The organism is Paenibacillus sp. JNUCC32 (assembly GCF_014863545.1).
In the GTDB taxonomy this organism is placed as follows: Bacteria; Bacillota; Bacilli; order Paenibacillales; family Paenibacillaceae; genus Paenibacillus_AQ; species Paenibacillus_AQ lautus_A.
Window position 1 is genome coordinate 3,436,590 of sequence record NZ_CP062260.1, and the last position, 15,195, is coordinate 3,451,784.

The window sequence follows — 15,195 nt, forward strand, 5'->3', positions numbered from 1 at the left end:
TGATGATCTTGCGGGGCACCTTCGGATTCTGTTGTGACTGCTAAATGTTTATAATCATTCCCCGATCTTCACCGGGACCCCCGTTTCGGCCGACTGCAAAGCAGCAAAGGTAATTTCCATGGTTTTAAACGCATCCTCATAGGAGGACAAGATTCCGGAAGCATCGCCGGTGCGAACCGCGTGGATGAACGCTTCACTCTCCCGAAGATATGGATTAACCGCATTGCGGTATTCCGTCGTTCTTCCTTTTTCCTTGACGATGAGTTTATCGGATTGAATGCCGATGACCCCCTGCTCCGTATAAATATCCAAGCCAGCCCGATCCGACTCCGGCAGCATGCAGGTATTGGAGATCGTTGCCACGGCGCCGGATTTTAATTTCAGCGTCGCAGTGCCCACGTCGTGTACCGTTACCCCCTCATGAACATCCTTCATCGCTCGATGGGCAAAAGCCGCATACACTTCATCCGCTTCACCGAGCAGGCAGCGAAGCAGGTCAACCATATGGGTGGTTTGCTCAATGAATTGCCCTCCCGAGCCTTCCTGCTGTCTCCACCAGTACACCTGCGGCATGTCTCCCAACCAGTAGCCAAGCGCCATCCCGATCTTCCGGCCTTCCAGCAGCTCGGCAGCCTTGATGGCCGCATCCGTATAACGGAAATGATACCCTGCAGACGTAATTAAACCGGCCTTCTTCACCTCATGCAGAATCTGCCGTGGCGTATCCAGGTTCGTGCCCAGCGGTTTCTCGACCAGAAAAGGAATGCCCCGCTCCACCACCTGGGCTTCAATCTCTCCATGCGCAAATGGCGGAACGCAGATATAAACCGCATCGGGCTTGGTTGCATCCAGCATCTGCTCAACGTTGCTGTACGCCTTGGCGCCAGCATAGCCCCGCACCGCTTGTTCCGCTTTCTCCTGACTCGTCCCGACAAAGGCGGCAACGTTCACTCCGTCCATGTTGGACAAAATATCTGCATGCACTCTGCTGAACCAGCCTGTACCGATCATTCCTATGTTGAATGCCATCTGATCCTAAAACCTCCCCTTCTATTAGAGACGATGCCCTGTTCTTCTTCATTATCATAGTACCGGAAAAGCCCGGCAAGCATCATGTTTCGTCGGCCTTGTCCTCAATTCCTTTATTTGAATAAAAAAAGCCCGCTCTTCGGTCATGGACCGGGAGCGGACTCTGCCTATCTGAAAATCATCCATATCACAATAAACGCTATTAACGAAACAAGATAAATGATGAGCAGCTTCGTGAGATTGGTTCTCGTTTTCCGCTCATAGTTCGGGTTTGCCTTCTTATTCTCCTGAGATAATCCTACTAGAAGCGTTGATATTCCTCCAATTAATGCCAGCGCGATGACGATAATATACATAACCAACCACAAACAACCCCATTCGATTATTCATTATATACAATCTATTATAGAACCTGAGGCTTCAGGATCAACCTATATCATCATGAAATGGTCGTTTCTGCCTCATTATAATGAACAATCGGCCGATGCACACCATCCAATTGAGCGACAGTTGTGACCATCCAATTGGATGGCGGGTCACCCTCCATTTCGGCTTTCAACCTTCGCGCGCCGTCCATTGATGCAGCCGTTCCAGTGCCTCATCGGCTTCAGGCATCGGAAACAGAGGCCACACATGCATCATGTTCTCGTATTCCCAGTACTCGGTATCGACGCCTTCCCGGGCCATCTTATCGCGCAGCAGGCGAGCGTCCGGCAGCAGGGAATCGGCGGTTCCTGCGAGAATGACCGTGCGGGGAAGGCTTCCCATCTCGCCAAACAGAGGACTGACCGCAGGATGGTCCATCGGAAGGCCTCCTGCATACATCCTTCCTACCGCTCCGAGCCCGGCCGGCTGGAGAAAGACGTCGCGCTGCGGGATGCCGAGCGCGGATATCTGCGGATTGTCCGTGGCTGCATCCACCCATGGCGAGATCAGAATCAGCCCCTGTGCCTGCAGCGGCGTCTCCTTGACCGACTGGGCCATGTCGAGAGCCAGCGCGCCGCCGGCCGAATCGCCCATAAGAAGTACCGGGCTCTCGGCCTGGGCGCATACGTGCACGTAAAACTCGCGCATCAGCCCCGTCAGCTTTTTCGCATCGGCAGCCGGAACGGTGGGGTAATTGGGTAGGATGACGGTGAAACCGGTTCGTTTCGTCCACTGCCTGGCAAACGCGAAGTGGGGCGGCAGAATCTCTTCGATATAGGCTCCGCCGTGCAAATAAACGACGGTCCCCCGTTCCTTCGTACCATGCGATACATAATAATTCATGCTTGCGCCCGATCCGCTATGGAAACGGCGGGTCTCAAATCCTTCCTGTTCCTCGGACAACGCAGGATATGGAGGCAATGTTTCGATATACTGCCGAATCGTTCCGGCATGTTCCCATTTATGATGAAATCCCTCGGCGGTCAGCTGCTCTTTTACAGCCGTACTCTCTTTACTCGGCATATGGTTTTCTCCCCTTTGCTGGACGTTATCGATATAGGGCAGGCTGGTGCGTGTCCTGCTTCAATATATCACCGCACGCGGCACGGCCGCTGTGGCAATTGATACAGAAGCGTTAACCAATGGGGTAGTCCGAGACTAAGCTGCTCAAGGCTCTGAGCCGGCTAAACGATGATACCCTATGTAAAAGCCCCGCATTCTACCGGGCTGAATCGCTCAGTAATTGATCCGCGCTGCGCTGCAGAAGAAGGCAGAAGGACCGGTTATGTCCGATAAAAAATGACGATACGTCATAGCGATGACGGGCTGGCTCATAAGTAATCAGAGCGCGATGCTTCATATTTTCGATAAGTATGTCAGCGAACCGCTCCGCTGGACCCTTTGCGAAAAAGGTTAGGTAGGCGTACAGGGAATGATCCACGGGCTCATCGAGAGGGCTTACGCCCGCGCAGGAAAACTCGGTCTCCAAGCCCGCCTGCTGCAGCGACATCAATATCGGATACAATTGCTCGTCAACAGGGGCATTGCCGAACAACCGCGTGCGTTTGGGCTGTTTGCGTACCTTGGGTCTGTTGATCCACTCGTTTAGCTCCTGCCTTCTCCGTCTCCACTGTTCCGGGGTATGTGCGCTCAGGAGCATCTCTCCGCCGGAATCCTGTCGTTCCTGGTTCATCCCGTCCATCCCCCTCATTGACATGGTCTCTTGCTGTTACTTTTAGTGTAGTCCCATTTCGTTTGAAGTCAAATAAGCCGGACGGCTGGTCCGGCTTGCGTTAAAGCATGCGCTAACGGGTTTCCCGATGCAGCGTCACCCGCTTCAAACGCGGACAATATTTGCGCAATTCCATCCGCTCCGGGTGATTTCGTTTATTTTTGGTCGTTGTATAGTTACGGTCCCCCGTTTCCGTGCATGCCAATGTTATGGTCACTCGCATATTCAGCACCTCCTGCCTTTTGTTTAAATCGTAATAATTACGATTAATTAAAATATACTTTATTCCCGTTTTTATGTTTTGTCAAGAAATCGGAGCAACTTACAGCCGCATTTCGGGAAGTCGGTCATGTTGCCCGTCCAACTCGCAGTCCGATATCCCGTCCATATTGAAGGGATGGCTCAAGATTTGTCATCGTAATGATGAAATTATGAAAAGCCTTTATTTAGGCTAAATGATATGATTAAGGTTACAGACAGAAACCGCCTGAATATGTCACGAAAGGATGAGGAAGGTGTGGAAGCCGGATCGTAACAGCACACGACCTCTATATCAGCAAATTGCCGATGATCTGGAGCAAAGAATATCTTATGGTGAGTTTCCACCGGGCAGCTTACTCCCATCCGAACGAAAGCTTGCGGAGCAGTTAGGGGTTAATCGAAGCACCGTGGTTCTGGCTTACTCGGAGCTTCGGGCGCTTGGAATCATAGAGAGCCGTTCCGGAAGCGGAACGCGGGTCAGCAACTCCAAATGGGGAGCCACGCCCAAGCATACGCCGAACTGGCGCCGCTATGCGGAGGGAGGGAATTTCCTGCCGAATCTCCCTTTTCTTCGCCGGATTCGGGAAGCGCTGGCGCATGATCCCTCATTGATCGATTTTGCCAGCGGAGAGCTTGCCGGCGATTTGGCGCCAATCCAAGAAATGAATACGTTAATGAGTCAAAAATCGAACACGTCCTATTTCGGATATGACAACCCGCAGGGATATGGTCCGCTCCGGCAGGCTTTGGTTACGTATCTGAAAAAATATCGGGGGATCCAGACCACCGAATCCTCCATATTGATCACGTCGGGGTCTCAGCAGTCGCTGTATCTCATTACGCAGTGCTTGTTGTCGCCTGGCGATGCGGTGGCCATTGAAGATCCGTCGTACTGCTATTCGCTGCCGATGTTTCAATCGGCCGGCCTTCGCCTGTTCAGACTCCCTGTCGACGAACAAGGGGTGCGGCCGGAGGACATCCGCTCGCTGTACAAGAAACACCGGATCAAGATGATCTTCATTAATCCGAATTTTCAGAATCCGACCGGCACCGTCATGGCTCAGGAGCGAAGGTCGCAGCTGCTGGATGCAGCCAGTGAACTTGGACTTCCCATCGTGGAGGACGATCCCTTCAGTTTGACCGCCTACCAGTGCCCGCCGCCGGCTCCTTTGAAATCCGTGGATTCCATCGGGTCGGTGCTTTACATCGGGTCACTCTCGAAAATAGCCGCGTCCGGCCTTCGCGTAGGCTGGATGGTCGCCCCGAATTCCATTGTGGAGCGGCTCGCAGACGCCAGGCAGCAGATGGATTTCGGGCTGAGCGTGGTGCCCCAAAGCCTTGCCGTCCAGTTTATCGACTCTTCCTATTTTGCTCCCCACCTGGACAGGCTGCGAGCGAGCTTGCTGTACAAGCGGGATTTACTGATCGAGGCCCTGCAGAAAGAGCTGCAAGGCCTGGTTCATTTCCATGTGCCGAAGGGCGGCCTGCATCTCTGGTGCAAGATCGTGCCGGAAGTGAACGACAGCAAGCTGCTGGAGGCCGCTATTCAAAAAGGCGTTATTTTCGCGCCGGGAAGCGTGTACGGATCGGCTTCCGGATATGTGCGATTCACTTACGCCCGTGCCAGGGCCGAGGATATCCCCTCCGGAATCTCCAAGTTCGCCCAAGCCCTGCACGCCGCCATTCAATAGGGCAGCACCGGGAGCGGTGCCCCCTGCCCTTTAGCAGGAAAAAGGTTAGCTTTCGGAAAGCTAACCTTTTTTCATGCTTTCTTTTGCCCTCTCCTCTTATTTTGATCATTTACAATAGGGTCAACCAGATATATAAACCCAAGAGGGTTATGAATAACGTCGGGATGGTCAATATGATCCCTGTTTTGAAATAGGTTCCCCAGCTGATCTTCACGCCCTTGGCAGAAAGGACATGCAGCCAAAGCAAGGTTGCCAGCGAGCCGATCGGCGTAATTTTGGGACCTAAATCGGAACCGATCACGTTCGCATAAATTAAGGCCTCTTTAATGGCTGCCGACGTATGGGTTGCATCGATAGCGAGTGCATCGATCATCACCGTCGGCAAATTGTTCATAATGGACGAAATCATGGCGGCAATAAAACCCATGGCCATGGTAGCGGCAAACAACCCTTGATCCGCTGCGCTCTGTATGACGCCGGCCAGAAGATCCGTAAGGCCTGCATTGCGCAAGCCATATACGACGACATACATGCCGATCGAGAAAAACACGATCGCCCATGGCGCCCCTTTAAGCACTTCCTTGGTTTGCACAGCCGGACTTTTTCTCGCCATCAGCAGGAACAATATCGCGATAACGCCGGCGACGATCGATACGGGTATACCTGCAAATTCACACACAAAGTAACCGATCAGCAGCATGCTCAATACGATCCATGATAAACGGAACATGGCAGGATCCTGAATTGCCGTGGATGGCTGCTTCAGCTGGGTACCGTCATAATTCCGCGGGATGCTTTTGCGGAAAAACAAGTAAAGCACCAGAACGCTAGCTGCCAAAGAAAACAGATTCGGAACCAGCATGCGACTAGCGTATTCGATGAACGTGATGCCGAAGAAATCGGCAGATACGATGTTCACCAGATTGCTGACGACAAGCGGTAGCGAGGTGGTGTCCGCAATAAAGCCGCTTGCGATAATAAACGGAAATACCTTTCGTTCATCGAAATTCAGCGCCCGTACCATGGCAAGTACGATCGGTGTCAAGATGAGCGCCGCTCCGTCATTCGCGAAGAATGCGGAAACAACCGCTCCAAGCAAGGAGACGTACACAAACATCCGGATGCCGTTTCCCCGGGCGGCATTGGCCATATGCAGCGCAGCCCATTCGAATAACCCGATTTTATCCAATATCAACGAAATAATGATGATTGCAACAAAGGCGAGCGTTGCGTTCCATACGATCCGGGTGACGTCCCACACATCCTGGAAGTCCACGACTCCAACGAGAAGCGCCAGCAACGCGCCTCCGCAAGCCGACCATCCAATGGATAGATTTTTAGGCTGCCAAATGACAAAAATTAAAGTGACAATAAAAATGATGCTGGCCAGGACAACAGAAACCAATGTACAAACCTCCAATGACGTGTTGAGCCGGAATACAATTATGTTTCACGGTGAATCAATATATAACTATATCCTTATATAATGAACAACAATTCTACTTTATGCGAATGCCGGCTGACTCTCGGTTAGTTACAAGTACAGTTAACCTCCTTATTCATGGATGACAATACTTCTTGCGAGCCTGGCATTTCATTTAATACGGCTTGGATATACGGCATGTCATCCACATTCAATGAATAATAAACCCATTGCCCTCGCCTGGCTTCATTGACGATTCCCTGAGACTTCAGCTTTCTCAGATGCTGGCTGATCGCCGGCTGCGACATATCGAAAATATCCACGAACTCGCAAACGCACCATTCTCTTTCCTTAAGGAGCGTCAACATCGTAAGCCTTGTTTTATCCCCAAGCAATTTGAGTTTCTCGGCTATTTCGTTCATGGGCTCCATTAAGATTCATCCCTTTCCTCCGGCAAAATAAAATGACGATTCTGTCTCATATAAGTCAATGCTTATATGTTAATGGAAAGTGTGCCTGATTTCAATCGTATAAGCGATTTATTTGCAGCCCGAAGCAGATGAGGTTGGCAGACAGCAATCGTTGGCATTTGGTCCACTGCTAACGCCGCATACGCCGGTCTCCGGCAGCTCCAGCTCAACCTTTAACGCCGCCTCCAGATCGCCGTCCAAATAGGCTGCAATGGATCTGACCTGCTCATACCCTGTAGCCATGAGGAAAGTCGGAGCCCGGCCATAACTCTTCATCCCGACAAGATAAAAGTTTTTATCGAAATGACGAAGTTCTTTCTCCCCATGAGGTCTTACGGTGCCGCAGCTGTGTACATTCGGATCAATTAACGGAGCCAGCGCCTCAACGCTCTCCGTGGCTGGATCCATGCTAAGCCTGATCTCGCTCAGAAATGTAAAATCAGGTCGGCTCCCCGTATTTACGATCACTTCATCGATTCCTTGTATTTCCTTGCCTTCGCCATTGGCAGTCCCCTTGATGCCGATCCTCCCGTCTTTTTGGGAAAGCCCCTCAATCATCAATGGAGTAACCACTTGGATTTGGCCTGCATCTATCAACTGGTGAATGCGGCTTCCAAGCGCTCCACGAGCCTCGAGTTGATCATTCTCTTCCCCGCCATAGGCTTCTTCCACCGATTTCTTTCGCATCACCCAAATCACTTCCGTATTCGAATCCGTTTCTTTGAGCTGGGCCAGATCCAATAAAGTGTTGATCGCCGAGTGTCCGCCTCCTACCACTGCAACGCGTTTCCCCGCGTATTTCTGCCTTTGTTCTGCTGATAAATCTGGAATCCCGTAATAAATATGATCTTTCAAATCACGTTCTTCCCGCGTCCATATTCCGTCAGCATGCAGCGGATTCGGATGTCCCCAGGTTCCGGACGCATCGATCACGGCCCTAGCTTCAAAACGCTGCGTGGCGTTATTTGCATCAACATAAAGCACGAAGGGTGCAGCTTCGCGATGAGCCGATTTCATTTTATCCATATTCTTTTTCGATATGGAGACCACTCTGGAATTCAACATGATATTGGGCTCCAGTTCAGGCAACTGTGCTAAAGGTTTTAAATATTGATGGACAATCTCTTGACCGAATGGCAGTTCCGTTAATACAGGAGGCTTCCATCCTTGTTTGCGCAAAAGACGCTCAGCGGCTTTATCGATGTTGTACTGCCATGGCGAGAATAGTCGTACATGCCCCCATTGAAGGATGTTGTGGCCAATGCTGGATCCGGCTTCAAAAAGGATGAAATTTTGTCCTCTCTCCGCTAGGTGCGCTGCTGCTGCCAACCCGATCGGTCCGGCTCCGATTATCGCCACGGGCAGGCTATCGTTATAGGAAGCATGCTCCTCTTTGACGGTTTCCTTGGTGTATGAGGGTACTCGGGGTGTGCAACAAGAAGATGAGGTTACCTTAAACTCAATGTTTTTCATACGGAAATCCTCCTTTTTTAATCCATCAATTTTTTTTGATATATCGGTTAAAAAAATTATGCCTTTGAATTCGGATAAAAAACGCAGCAAAGCTTTTCGGATAACAGCGCTTTGACTTCCTCATCGTTAAGCTCATAGTAATTCCATTTTCCGATGCGTTCCATCAAAATAATATTTGCATCGAGCAGCATTTTCAGATGGTAAGACAGTTTCGATTGAGGGAGGTCCAGCATGTCCGTCAGGTCACATACACATACTTTACCTCGTTGATTTAACTCATATATGATTCTCAAGCGATTCTTATCGGATAATGCTTTGAATTTCTGTTCGTACAAGCTTAATACGTCGTTATGTATGGTAGAGACCTTCATGTTGTCACCTCATTTTCCCATCAAATTATTTTGATGTGATGATTGTAGCAAGCGATCCGCAGCACGTCAAGCATCCATTTTTTTGATTTGTATAGGAGTGTGCTCGGAATCACACCCCGATATACAAAAAAAGATATCCGGTTCACCAAAGCGGCCAGGATGTCTCTCATGCCGATAATCCAGCCGCCACCGTGCGGTTGCGTCCTTCCCCCTTCGCCCGGTACAACGCCATATCCGCCGCTTGAAATACATCCTCCCGGTTTCCCCCGTGCTCCGGATACAGCGATACGCCGATCGATACGGTGAGCGTTCCGGAATAAGGGGTCGGGGAAATCAGGATCGCCCTGCGTATCCGTTCGGCCATACGGTATGCCGTATCCAGGCTGCGTTCGCGAAGAAGAATGACGAACTCTTCCCCGCCAAAGCGGGAGCATACCGCATCCGCGGGAGCGCAATCCACCATGACGGCTGCCACGAGCTTCAGGATCTGATCGCCGGTTTGATGGCCGTATGTATCGTTTATCGCTTTGAAATGGTCGATGTCCAGGAGAATAACGGCATACGGCTCCCCGAGCGCATCCCAAGACTCAAGACAGCGTTCCAGTTCCCGGCGATTGGACAGCCCCGTCAATGGATCCGTGATGGCCTCCTGCTGCAGCGACTGGGTCTGCTTGGCCATCGTTTCCGCAGCGGCTCCCATGATCCGGTTCAACTGGTCGGCTTCCCGGTTCCAATGCGGCCGGAATTCCTGGGAAGACACCGTTTGGCCGGCTGCTACCGATTTCGTTAATTTATAGAGCCGGGTAAACGGGGCGGCAATTCTTGCGGCCGTATATACGGCAATGAACAGCATGAGCGCGATGGGAAACAGCATGCTTCTCAGCTGGTCCTGCAAATTTCCATTGACATCGGCCAGGATGGAGCTTACCGACGTCTGCATGACGATCCCCCAGCCATTCATCGCCACGCTGGCATAACCCGTCAAGTAATCGTCGCCCTGCGTATTCGTCACGCGTTGCATGCCGCTCTCGCCATCCATGAGCCGTCTCACGACCACGTTAGAACTCACGTCCTCCCCGACCCGGCTTTCCTCCAGATGATAGAGCACCTTCCCGCCGGAATCCACGATATAGGAATAGGAGTCCTCTTCATTTCCCGCACCGGATCCGAAAATCCGATGCAATATATTGTTCTCTTCCAGATAAATCGTGCCTGCTATCATGCCGCAGTACTTGCCGGATCCGTCAAAAATCGGCTCGCTCGCAAACACGATCCAGCGGCCGGTCGGACTCCTATACGGTACCGAAAGATAGGATTTTCTCTCGTTTAATGCTTGAATGGCCCCCTCCGTTATTAATCGGGCATGGTTTACCTGATTCCCCGCAGGAGAAACAACCCGAATGCTCCCCCTTTCATCGGCCCAAAATACGGAATTGAAGTAAGGGCTGCTCTGGAGCATAAGATCAAAAATGACCTGCAGCTCCTCCTCGTCGGATGCCGCTCTTGCCTCAATGGCCGGGTTGCTTGCGGCGGCGCGTAGACTTTGGCGCATCCCCGAGAAAAGCGCCTCTATGGTAACCGCCATTTTTTGCGCGGATGATAAATTCAGCGACATGGTCGTGTCGTACAGGGACCGTTTCTCGTTTTTATACTGGATGTAGACCATGATCGACATCGTCATTAGGATGGATAATGAAACCAATGCAGGCATGACCATCGCAAGACTGATTTTGAGGCGTCGTTTGGGTATGTTCATGGAGGCTGTACCCCTACTCTTATGAAATTTTTTCCGGATGAATACACGATCTTTTCATATTACTTCACAAACGTTTTGGAGTCCATATAGGGAATGCCGCATCATGCTCTGTATTTACCAGTTGCATAACGAACGTATGTTCGTTATATAATAGTGAGGAGCATATGAAGAACGATGAGGAGGCATCAGGCATGTCTGCGTCTCCGCTGCAAACCGAGGAAGAGCTGCTGTCCGTCAAGGACTGCGTCATTCTGCCGATTTTGCTGGACGTGCTGGAACGGGATATCCGCAGCATGAAGCATACCGGCATAAGCGACTATTACGTGCTCCATCTGCAGACCATTCAGAAGATTACGTTCGCGAAGCTCGCCGAGCTCAAGAGAAGCTGCCGCGCACGCGGCATCGCCATTCTGGAAACCCGGCGCCAGAAGCACTCCGTCACCATCCGCTACCGATGTCGCGGCTACCAGCATGACATGGAGCTGATGTGGGATTTTGTGAGGGCCGATATTCAAATGCGTCTGGCTGAAACATTTCACATTCGTCTCGAATAGGAGGAATCATCATGCATAAACGCAAGCAGCGCGTCGTTTTTCTGGCGGACTGCCAGTCCTTTTATGCCTCTGTTGAAAAAGCGGCGAATCCCGCATACCAAAACAGACCCCTGGTCGTCTCCGGCGACCCTTCCCGGCGAAGCGGCATCATTCTCGCGGCATGCCCGCTTGCGAAGGATCACGGGGTCACCACGGCGGAGCCCCTGTGGCAGGCCCAGCAGAAATGCCCCGATCTGGTCGTGATGAAACCGCGCATGAGCGCCTATATCCGGGTATCCCTGCAGATCATGAGCATTCTCGAATCGTATTCCGATCTCGTGGAGCCGTTCAGCATTGATGAGCAATTCATCGATGTGACGGCAAGCTTGGCGCACTTTGGCTGCACGCCGAAGGAGCTCGCCCGGCATATTCAGATGCGGGTGCGGCGCGAGACCGGCGTCTATACCCGAGTCGGCATCGGGCGCAACAAGGTTCTTGCCAAGCTGGCCTGCGACAATTTCGCCAAGAAGAATGAGGACGGCATCTTTGAGCTGAACGAGGCCACCATGGACGCGCTCTGGGCCTGCCCCACCCATAAAATGTTCGGCGTGGGCTCGCGGACCACGAAGCATCTGGCACGGCTCGGCATCCAGACCATCGGGGAGCTGGCCCATACGCCGCTTCCCGATCTCAAATTCAAAATGAAGCGCTACATGAAAAAAAACTGCGACATCTGGAGCGAAGTGCTGTGGCGAACCGCCAATGGTTATGATGATTCCCCGGTGACGCCCGATGCATTCGACGGGCAAAAAGGAATCGGCCGGCAGACCACGCTTCCCGTCGATTATCACGACCAGCAGGACATCGATGTCGTGCTGAACGAGCTCTCCATGCTCATCTGCCAGCGGGCGCGGGCCAAAGGCTACATGGGCAACGTGGTCCACGCCGGCGCCCAGGGCGCCGATTTCGACCGGCCGGTGGGGTTCTCCCGCCAAATGAAGATTGCCGAGCCGACGCATCTGTCCCGCGAAGTGTATGCGGCTGCCAAGGAGCTGTTCCGCAAGCACTGGGACGGCGGCCCTGTCCGCAAAATCTGGGTCTCCCTCGGAGAACTGCAGAGTGACGCCGTTTACCAGCTGTCTCTCTTCGGCGACCGGGAGCGGCTCATGTATTTGGAACATACCATGGACGATATCAACAACCAATATGGTCCCTCCTCCGTTTACTTCGGCTCATCGCTAACCAAAACCAGCCAGCTGAAATTTCTGAACGCCAAGATCGGAGGACACTACAAATGAAAAAACTAACGGGAAACGGTCTATGGGAATCCAGCCGCATGATGCTGTTTGAGCATCGCGACGCCATTTTGGAGAAGCAGGGCGAGAAGCATAAGCAGGCCCACCCTCTTCTGGATGAGCAGCAGATGCAGTGGATTATAGAAAAGATCAGCACGGCTTACCGGAGCAAGGAAACCATACAGCTGCAAGTATACGGGGAGTACGGAAATTACGCGGTAAACGGAAGGATCTCCCGAATCAATACCCTGAACGAGCGGTTGCTTGTCGGGGATACTTGGATTAATCTGGTAGATATACTGGAGGTTGAAACGGCGGAGACGTGTGATTGACTGCCGCGGGCATCCATATCCGCGCCTTGGCCGCGCCGCCGTCTTGCCCATGCCGGATCCCCTGCCTGCTGCCCTCTCGGATCATCGGAGCCAGGGGATACGGCCAATTCGTTACATTATGGATCAAGGATGGGATCACGTTTGAACAACAATATGCACGCTGAACAAGACCTGCAGTCCATCGGACAAAAAAACGCAAGCTCCGGCCAGTCCGGCCAGCTTCTGCAATCGCTGCTATGGAACCGGCACGATCTTCCTTCGCTGGAGCATGGCCGGCTCTATCGGCATCACGATGGATTTACGCTCACCGGAACGGTCGTAGCCAGCCTGGAAGGCCGGACTCTCCACTGTTCCTACGAGGTCGAAACCACAAGCAGCTGGGAGACCCGGAAAGTCCGGATTACGCTCTCAAGCGGCACGGAAGAACAGTCCCTTCACCTGGAACGGGATGATGAGGGCCGCTGGTGGAACGGCGATACCGAGCTCACGGCCTTTGCCGGCATGACCGACATCGATCTCGGGATCACCCCGTCCACCAACACGCTCCCGATCCGCCGCCTGCAGCTGGAGCCCGGGGAGAGCGCAACCATGACGGCCGTATGGATTCAATTCCCGAGTCTAACCGTCGCTCCCCTCCCCCAACGATACACGCGGACGGGCGAATTCGCCTACCGTTACGAGAGCAACCACGGAGCGTATCAAGCGGATTTGGAGGTTGACGAACGCGGCCTTGTCACAACGTACGCGGACGTATGGAGCCGGACTCGCTGAGCCCCGTCCATCCCCCGCTGTCAGTGTTCCCCCTTGCTGCGGCAGCGTCAGCCGGGAAACCGTTATAACGTCGCCTGATCCGCAACAAGGGATCTACCCGCCATACGGTCGTCCGCCATGCCAAAAAATCCCCTGCCGGGTCTGCTTTAAAGACCTTGCAGGGGATTTCCGCGCTCCTTATCAATGCGGAACAAAAACGAGCTGCAGCACGAACAGCACGGCAAAAATATACATCAGCGGGTGAACCGCCTTCCACTTGCCCTTCACGATTTTCATGAGCGGGTATGAAATAAAACCGAGCGCAATCCCAGTTGCGATGCTGGACGTAAGCGGCATGGTCAAAATCACGAGAAACGCAGGGAACGCTTCATCAAAATCATTCCACCGGATGTGCTGAACGTTGCTCAGCATCAGACAGCCCACCACGATAAGCGAAGGTGCCGTGATGGCGGACAATCCGGCCACCGCCCCGATCAGCGGGCTAAAGAAGGCCGCAACCACGAACAGCCCGGCAACGACCACCGAGGTTAAGCCTGTGCGGCCGCCTGCGCCGACACCGGCTGCGGATTCGATATACGCCGTGGTCGGGCTTGTGCCGACCATGGAACCGGCCACGGTTGCCACCGAATCGGAGAACATGGCACGTTCCGCGCGGGGCAGCTTGTTATCCTTCATCAGCCCTGCCTGCTCTGCCACGCCAACGACCGTGCCCGTGGTATCGAACAGCGTTACAAGCAGGAACGAGAACACCACGGCATAGAGCCCGTGCCTGATCACATCCGAGGCCGCCGTAATGGGGTTCCATACCAGAATGCCTTCCGGCAGCGTGGGAACGGACATAATCCCGCCGGTGAAGGACAGCATATCGGCAAGATAAGCGATAATTCCGGTGATGATCATGCCGATGAACAAGGCGCCCTTCACATCGCGGGACAGCAGCACGAGCGTAACCGCCAAGCCCACCAAGGCGAGCACGACCGATGGCTGGTGCAAATCGCCGAGCGCTACCAGATTATCCGGATGCGCGGTGATAATGCCGCTCATCCGCAGACCGATAAAAGCAATGAACAGGCCGATCCCGACCGTGATCGCATGCTTCAGGTTCGCCGGGATCATCTCAATTAACCTGCGCCGCAGGGAAGTCATCGATAACAGCAGAAACAGAATACCGGCGATAAAAACGGCGGAAAAGGCTTCAATATAACCAAGTCCGGCATGCCCTTGGACAACGGAATACGTAAAATAAGCATTCAGCCCCATCCCCGGCGCCACGGCAATCGGGTAGCGGGCTACGAGCCCCATGAGCAGCGTACCGATGACGGCGGCAATAATCGTAGCCGTGAAGCTTTGTTCAAACGGCACGCCCGCTTGCGACAGTATCAGCGGATTCACCACGGTCACATAAGCCATCGTAAAAAATGTCGTGGTCCCGGCAACAACCTCGGTCTTGACCGAGGTGCCGTTAGCTTTTAAATCAAACACGAAAAATCCTCCATTCATGATGCTCGGCCCGGCTGAGCGCCGGACCCTTTTGGTAAGTTGTGCAATATTTGATATACTCAAACACAAACGAGCCGTCATCCTTATATGGCCATTCCGTCGGGAATGCCAGCATAAGTCGATGTTCTGATC

General features: G+C 52.8%; 15 protein-coding genes. 5 read left to right on the plus strand and 10 right to left on the minus strand.

All coding sequences use genetic code 11. From position 1 onward, the window contains the following. Positions 1-54: 54 nt before the first annotated feature. The 4 genes from JNUCC32_RS15460 to rpmG form a co-directional block, all read right to left on the minus strand. Positions 55-1,029 (minus strand): Gfo/Idh/MocA family protein, encoded by a 975-nt coding sequence (locus JNUCC32_RS15460; protein WP_192572549.1) that lies wholly within the window; start codon positions 1,027-1,029, stop codon positions 55-57. Between the two features lie 555 nt (positions 1,030-1,584). Further along, on the minus strand, positions 1,585-2,478 hold the full coding sequence (locus JNUCC32_RS15465) for an alpha/beta hydrolase fold domain-containing protein (RefSeq protein ID WP_192572550.1): 894 nt from the start codon (positions 2,476-2,478) through the stop codon (positions 1,585-1,587). 196 nt (positions 2,479-2,674) lie between these two features. Continuing rightward, entirely contained in the window at positions 2,675-3,148 is a 474-nt protein-coding gene (locus JNUCC32_RS15470; RefSeq protein ID WP_096773156.1) for a hypothetical protein, read from the minus strand. 112 nt (positions 3,149-3,260) lie between these two features. Next, the gene (gene rpmG / locus JNUCC32_RS15475; RefSeq protein ID WP_009592608.1) at positions 3,261-3,410 is read right to left on the minus strand and encodes a 50S ribosomal protein L33; all 150 of its coding nucleotides are present in this window, start codon (positions 3,408-3,410) and stop codon (positions 3,261-3,263) included. A 292-nt stretch (positions 3,411-3,702) separates the two neighbouring features. Here rpmG and JNUCC32_RS15480 point away from each other — a divergent pair, with 292 nt between their 5' ends. Continuing rightward, on the plus strand, positions 3,703-5,139 hold the full coding sequence (locus JNUCC32_RS15480; protein WP_096773155.1) for a MocR-like pyridoxine biosynthesis transcription factor PdxR: 1,437 nt from the start codon (positions 3,703-3,705) through the stop codon (positions 5,137-5,139). 109 nt (positions 5,140-5,248) lie between these two features. Here JNUCC32_RS15480 and JNUCC32_RS15485 read toward each other — a convergent pair whose 3' ends face one another. The 5 genes from JNUCC32_RS15485 to JNUCC32_RS15505 form a co-directional block, all read right to left on the minus strand. After that, complete coding sequence (locus JNUCC32_RS15485; protein ID WP_186326405.1) at positions 5,249-6,544, minus strand: arsenic transporter; 1,296 nt, start codon at positions 6,542-6,544, stop codon at positions 5,249-5,251. 125 nt (positions 6,545-6,669) lie between these two features. Continuing rightward, positions 6,670-6,993 carry an ArsR/SmtB family transcription factor gene (locus tag JNUCC32_RS15490; protein WP_192572551.1) on the minus strand — a complete coding sequence of 108 codons (324 nt, stop codon included), beginning with the start codon at positions 6,991-6,993 and terminating at the stop codon, positions 6,670-6,672. Positions 6,994-7,101: 108 nt separating this feature from the next. Beyond that, on the minus strand, positions 7,102-8,505 hold the full coding sequence (locus JNUCC32_RS15495) for an FAD-dependent oxidoreductase (protein WP_192572552.1): 1,404 nt from the start codon (positions 8,503-8,505) through the stop codon (positions 7,102-7,104). Between the two features lie 56 nt (positions 8,506-8,561). Further along, entirely contained in the window at positions 8,562-8,876 is a 315-nt protein-coding gene (locus JNUCC32_RS15500) for an ArsR/SmtB family transcription factor (RefSeq protein ID WP_096773151.1), read from the minus strand. A 166-nt stretch (positions 8,877-9,042) separates the two neighbouring features. After that, complete coding sequence (locus JNUCC32_RS15505) at positions 9,043-10,632, minus strand: sensor domain-containing diguanylate cyclase (RefSeq protein WP_192572553.1); 1,590 nt, start codon at positions 10,630-10,632, stop codon at positions 9,043-9,045. Between the two features lie 191 nt (positions 10,633-10,823). Between JNUCC32_RS15505 and JNUCC32_RS15510 the strand changes: the two genes are divergently transcribed. The 4 genes from JNUCC32_RS15510 to JNUCC32_RS15525 all read left to right on the plus strand — a co-directional run bounded on the left by JNUCC32_RS15510 (position 10,824) and on the right by JNUCC32_RS15525 (position 13,563). Continuing rightward, on the plus strand, positions 10,824-11,186 hold the full coding sequence (locus JNUCC32_RS15510; protein ID WP_096773149.1) for a YhjD family protein: 363 nt from the start codon (positions 10,824-10,826) through the stop codon (positions 11,184-11,186). Positions 11,187-11,197: 11 nt separating this feature from the next. Further along, positions 11,198-12,463, plus strand: coding sequence for a DNA polymerase IV (locus JNUCC32_RS15515; RefSeq protein ID WP_119849176.1), 1,266 nt, complete (start codon positions 11,198-11,200; stop codon positions 12,461-12,463). Further along, a complete protein-coding gene (locus tag JNUCC32_RS15520) occupies positions 12,460-12,792 on the plus strand; it encodes a YolD-like family protein (protein ID WP_096773147.1) in 333 nt (110 codons plus the stop codon). Before JNUCC32_RS15515 ends, JNUCC32_RS15520 begins: the two co-directional genes overlap by 4 nt. A 141-nt stretch (positions 12,793-12,933) precedes the next feature. Beyond that, complete coding sequence (locus tag JNUCC32_RS15525) at positions 12,934-13,563, plus strand: putative glycolipid-binding domain-containing protein (protein WP_096773504.1); 630 nt, start codon at positions 12,934-12,936, stop codon at positions 13,561-13,563. A 180-nt stretch (positions 13,564-13,743) separates the two neighbouring features. On the opposite strand, the gene JNUCC32_RS15530 is transcribed toward JNUCC32_RS15525, so the two are convergent. Continuing rightward, positions 13,744-15,045 carry an NCS2 family permease gene (locus JNUCC32_RS15530; RefSeq protein ID WP_192572554.1) on the minus strand — a complete coding sequence of 434 codons (1,302 nt, stop codon included), beginning with the start codon at positions 15,043-15,045 and terminating at the stop codon, positions 13,744-13,746. Positions 15,046-15,195: the final 150 nt, after the last annotated feature.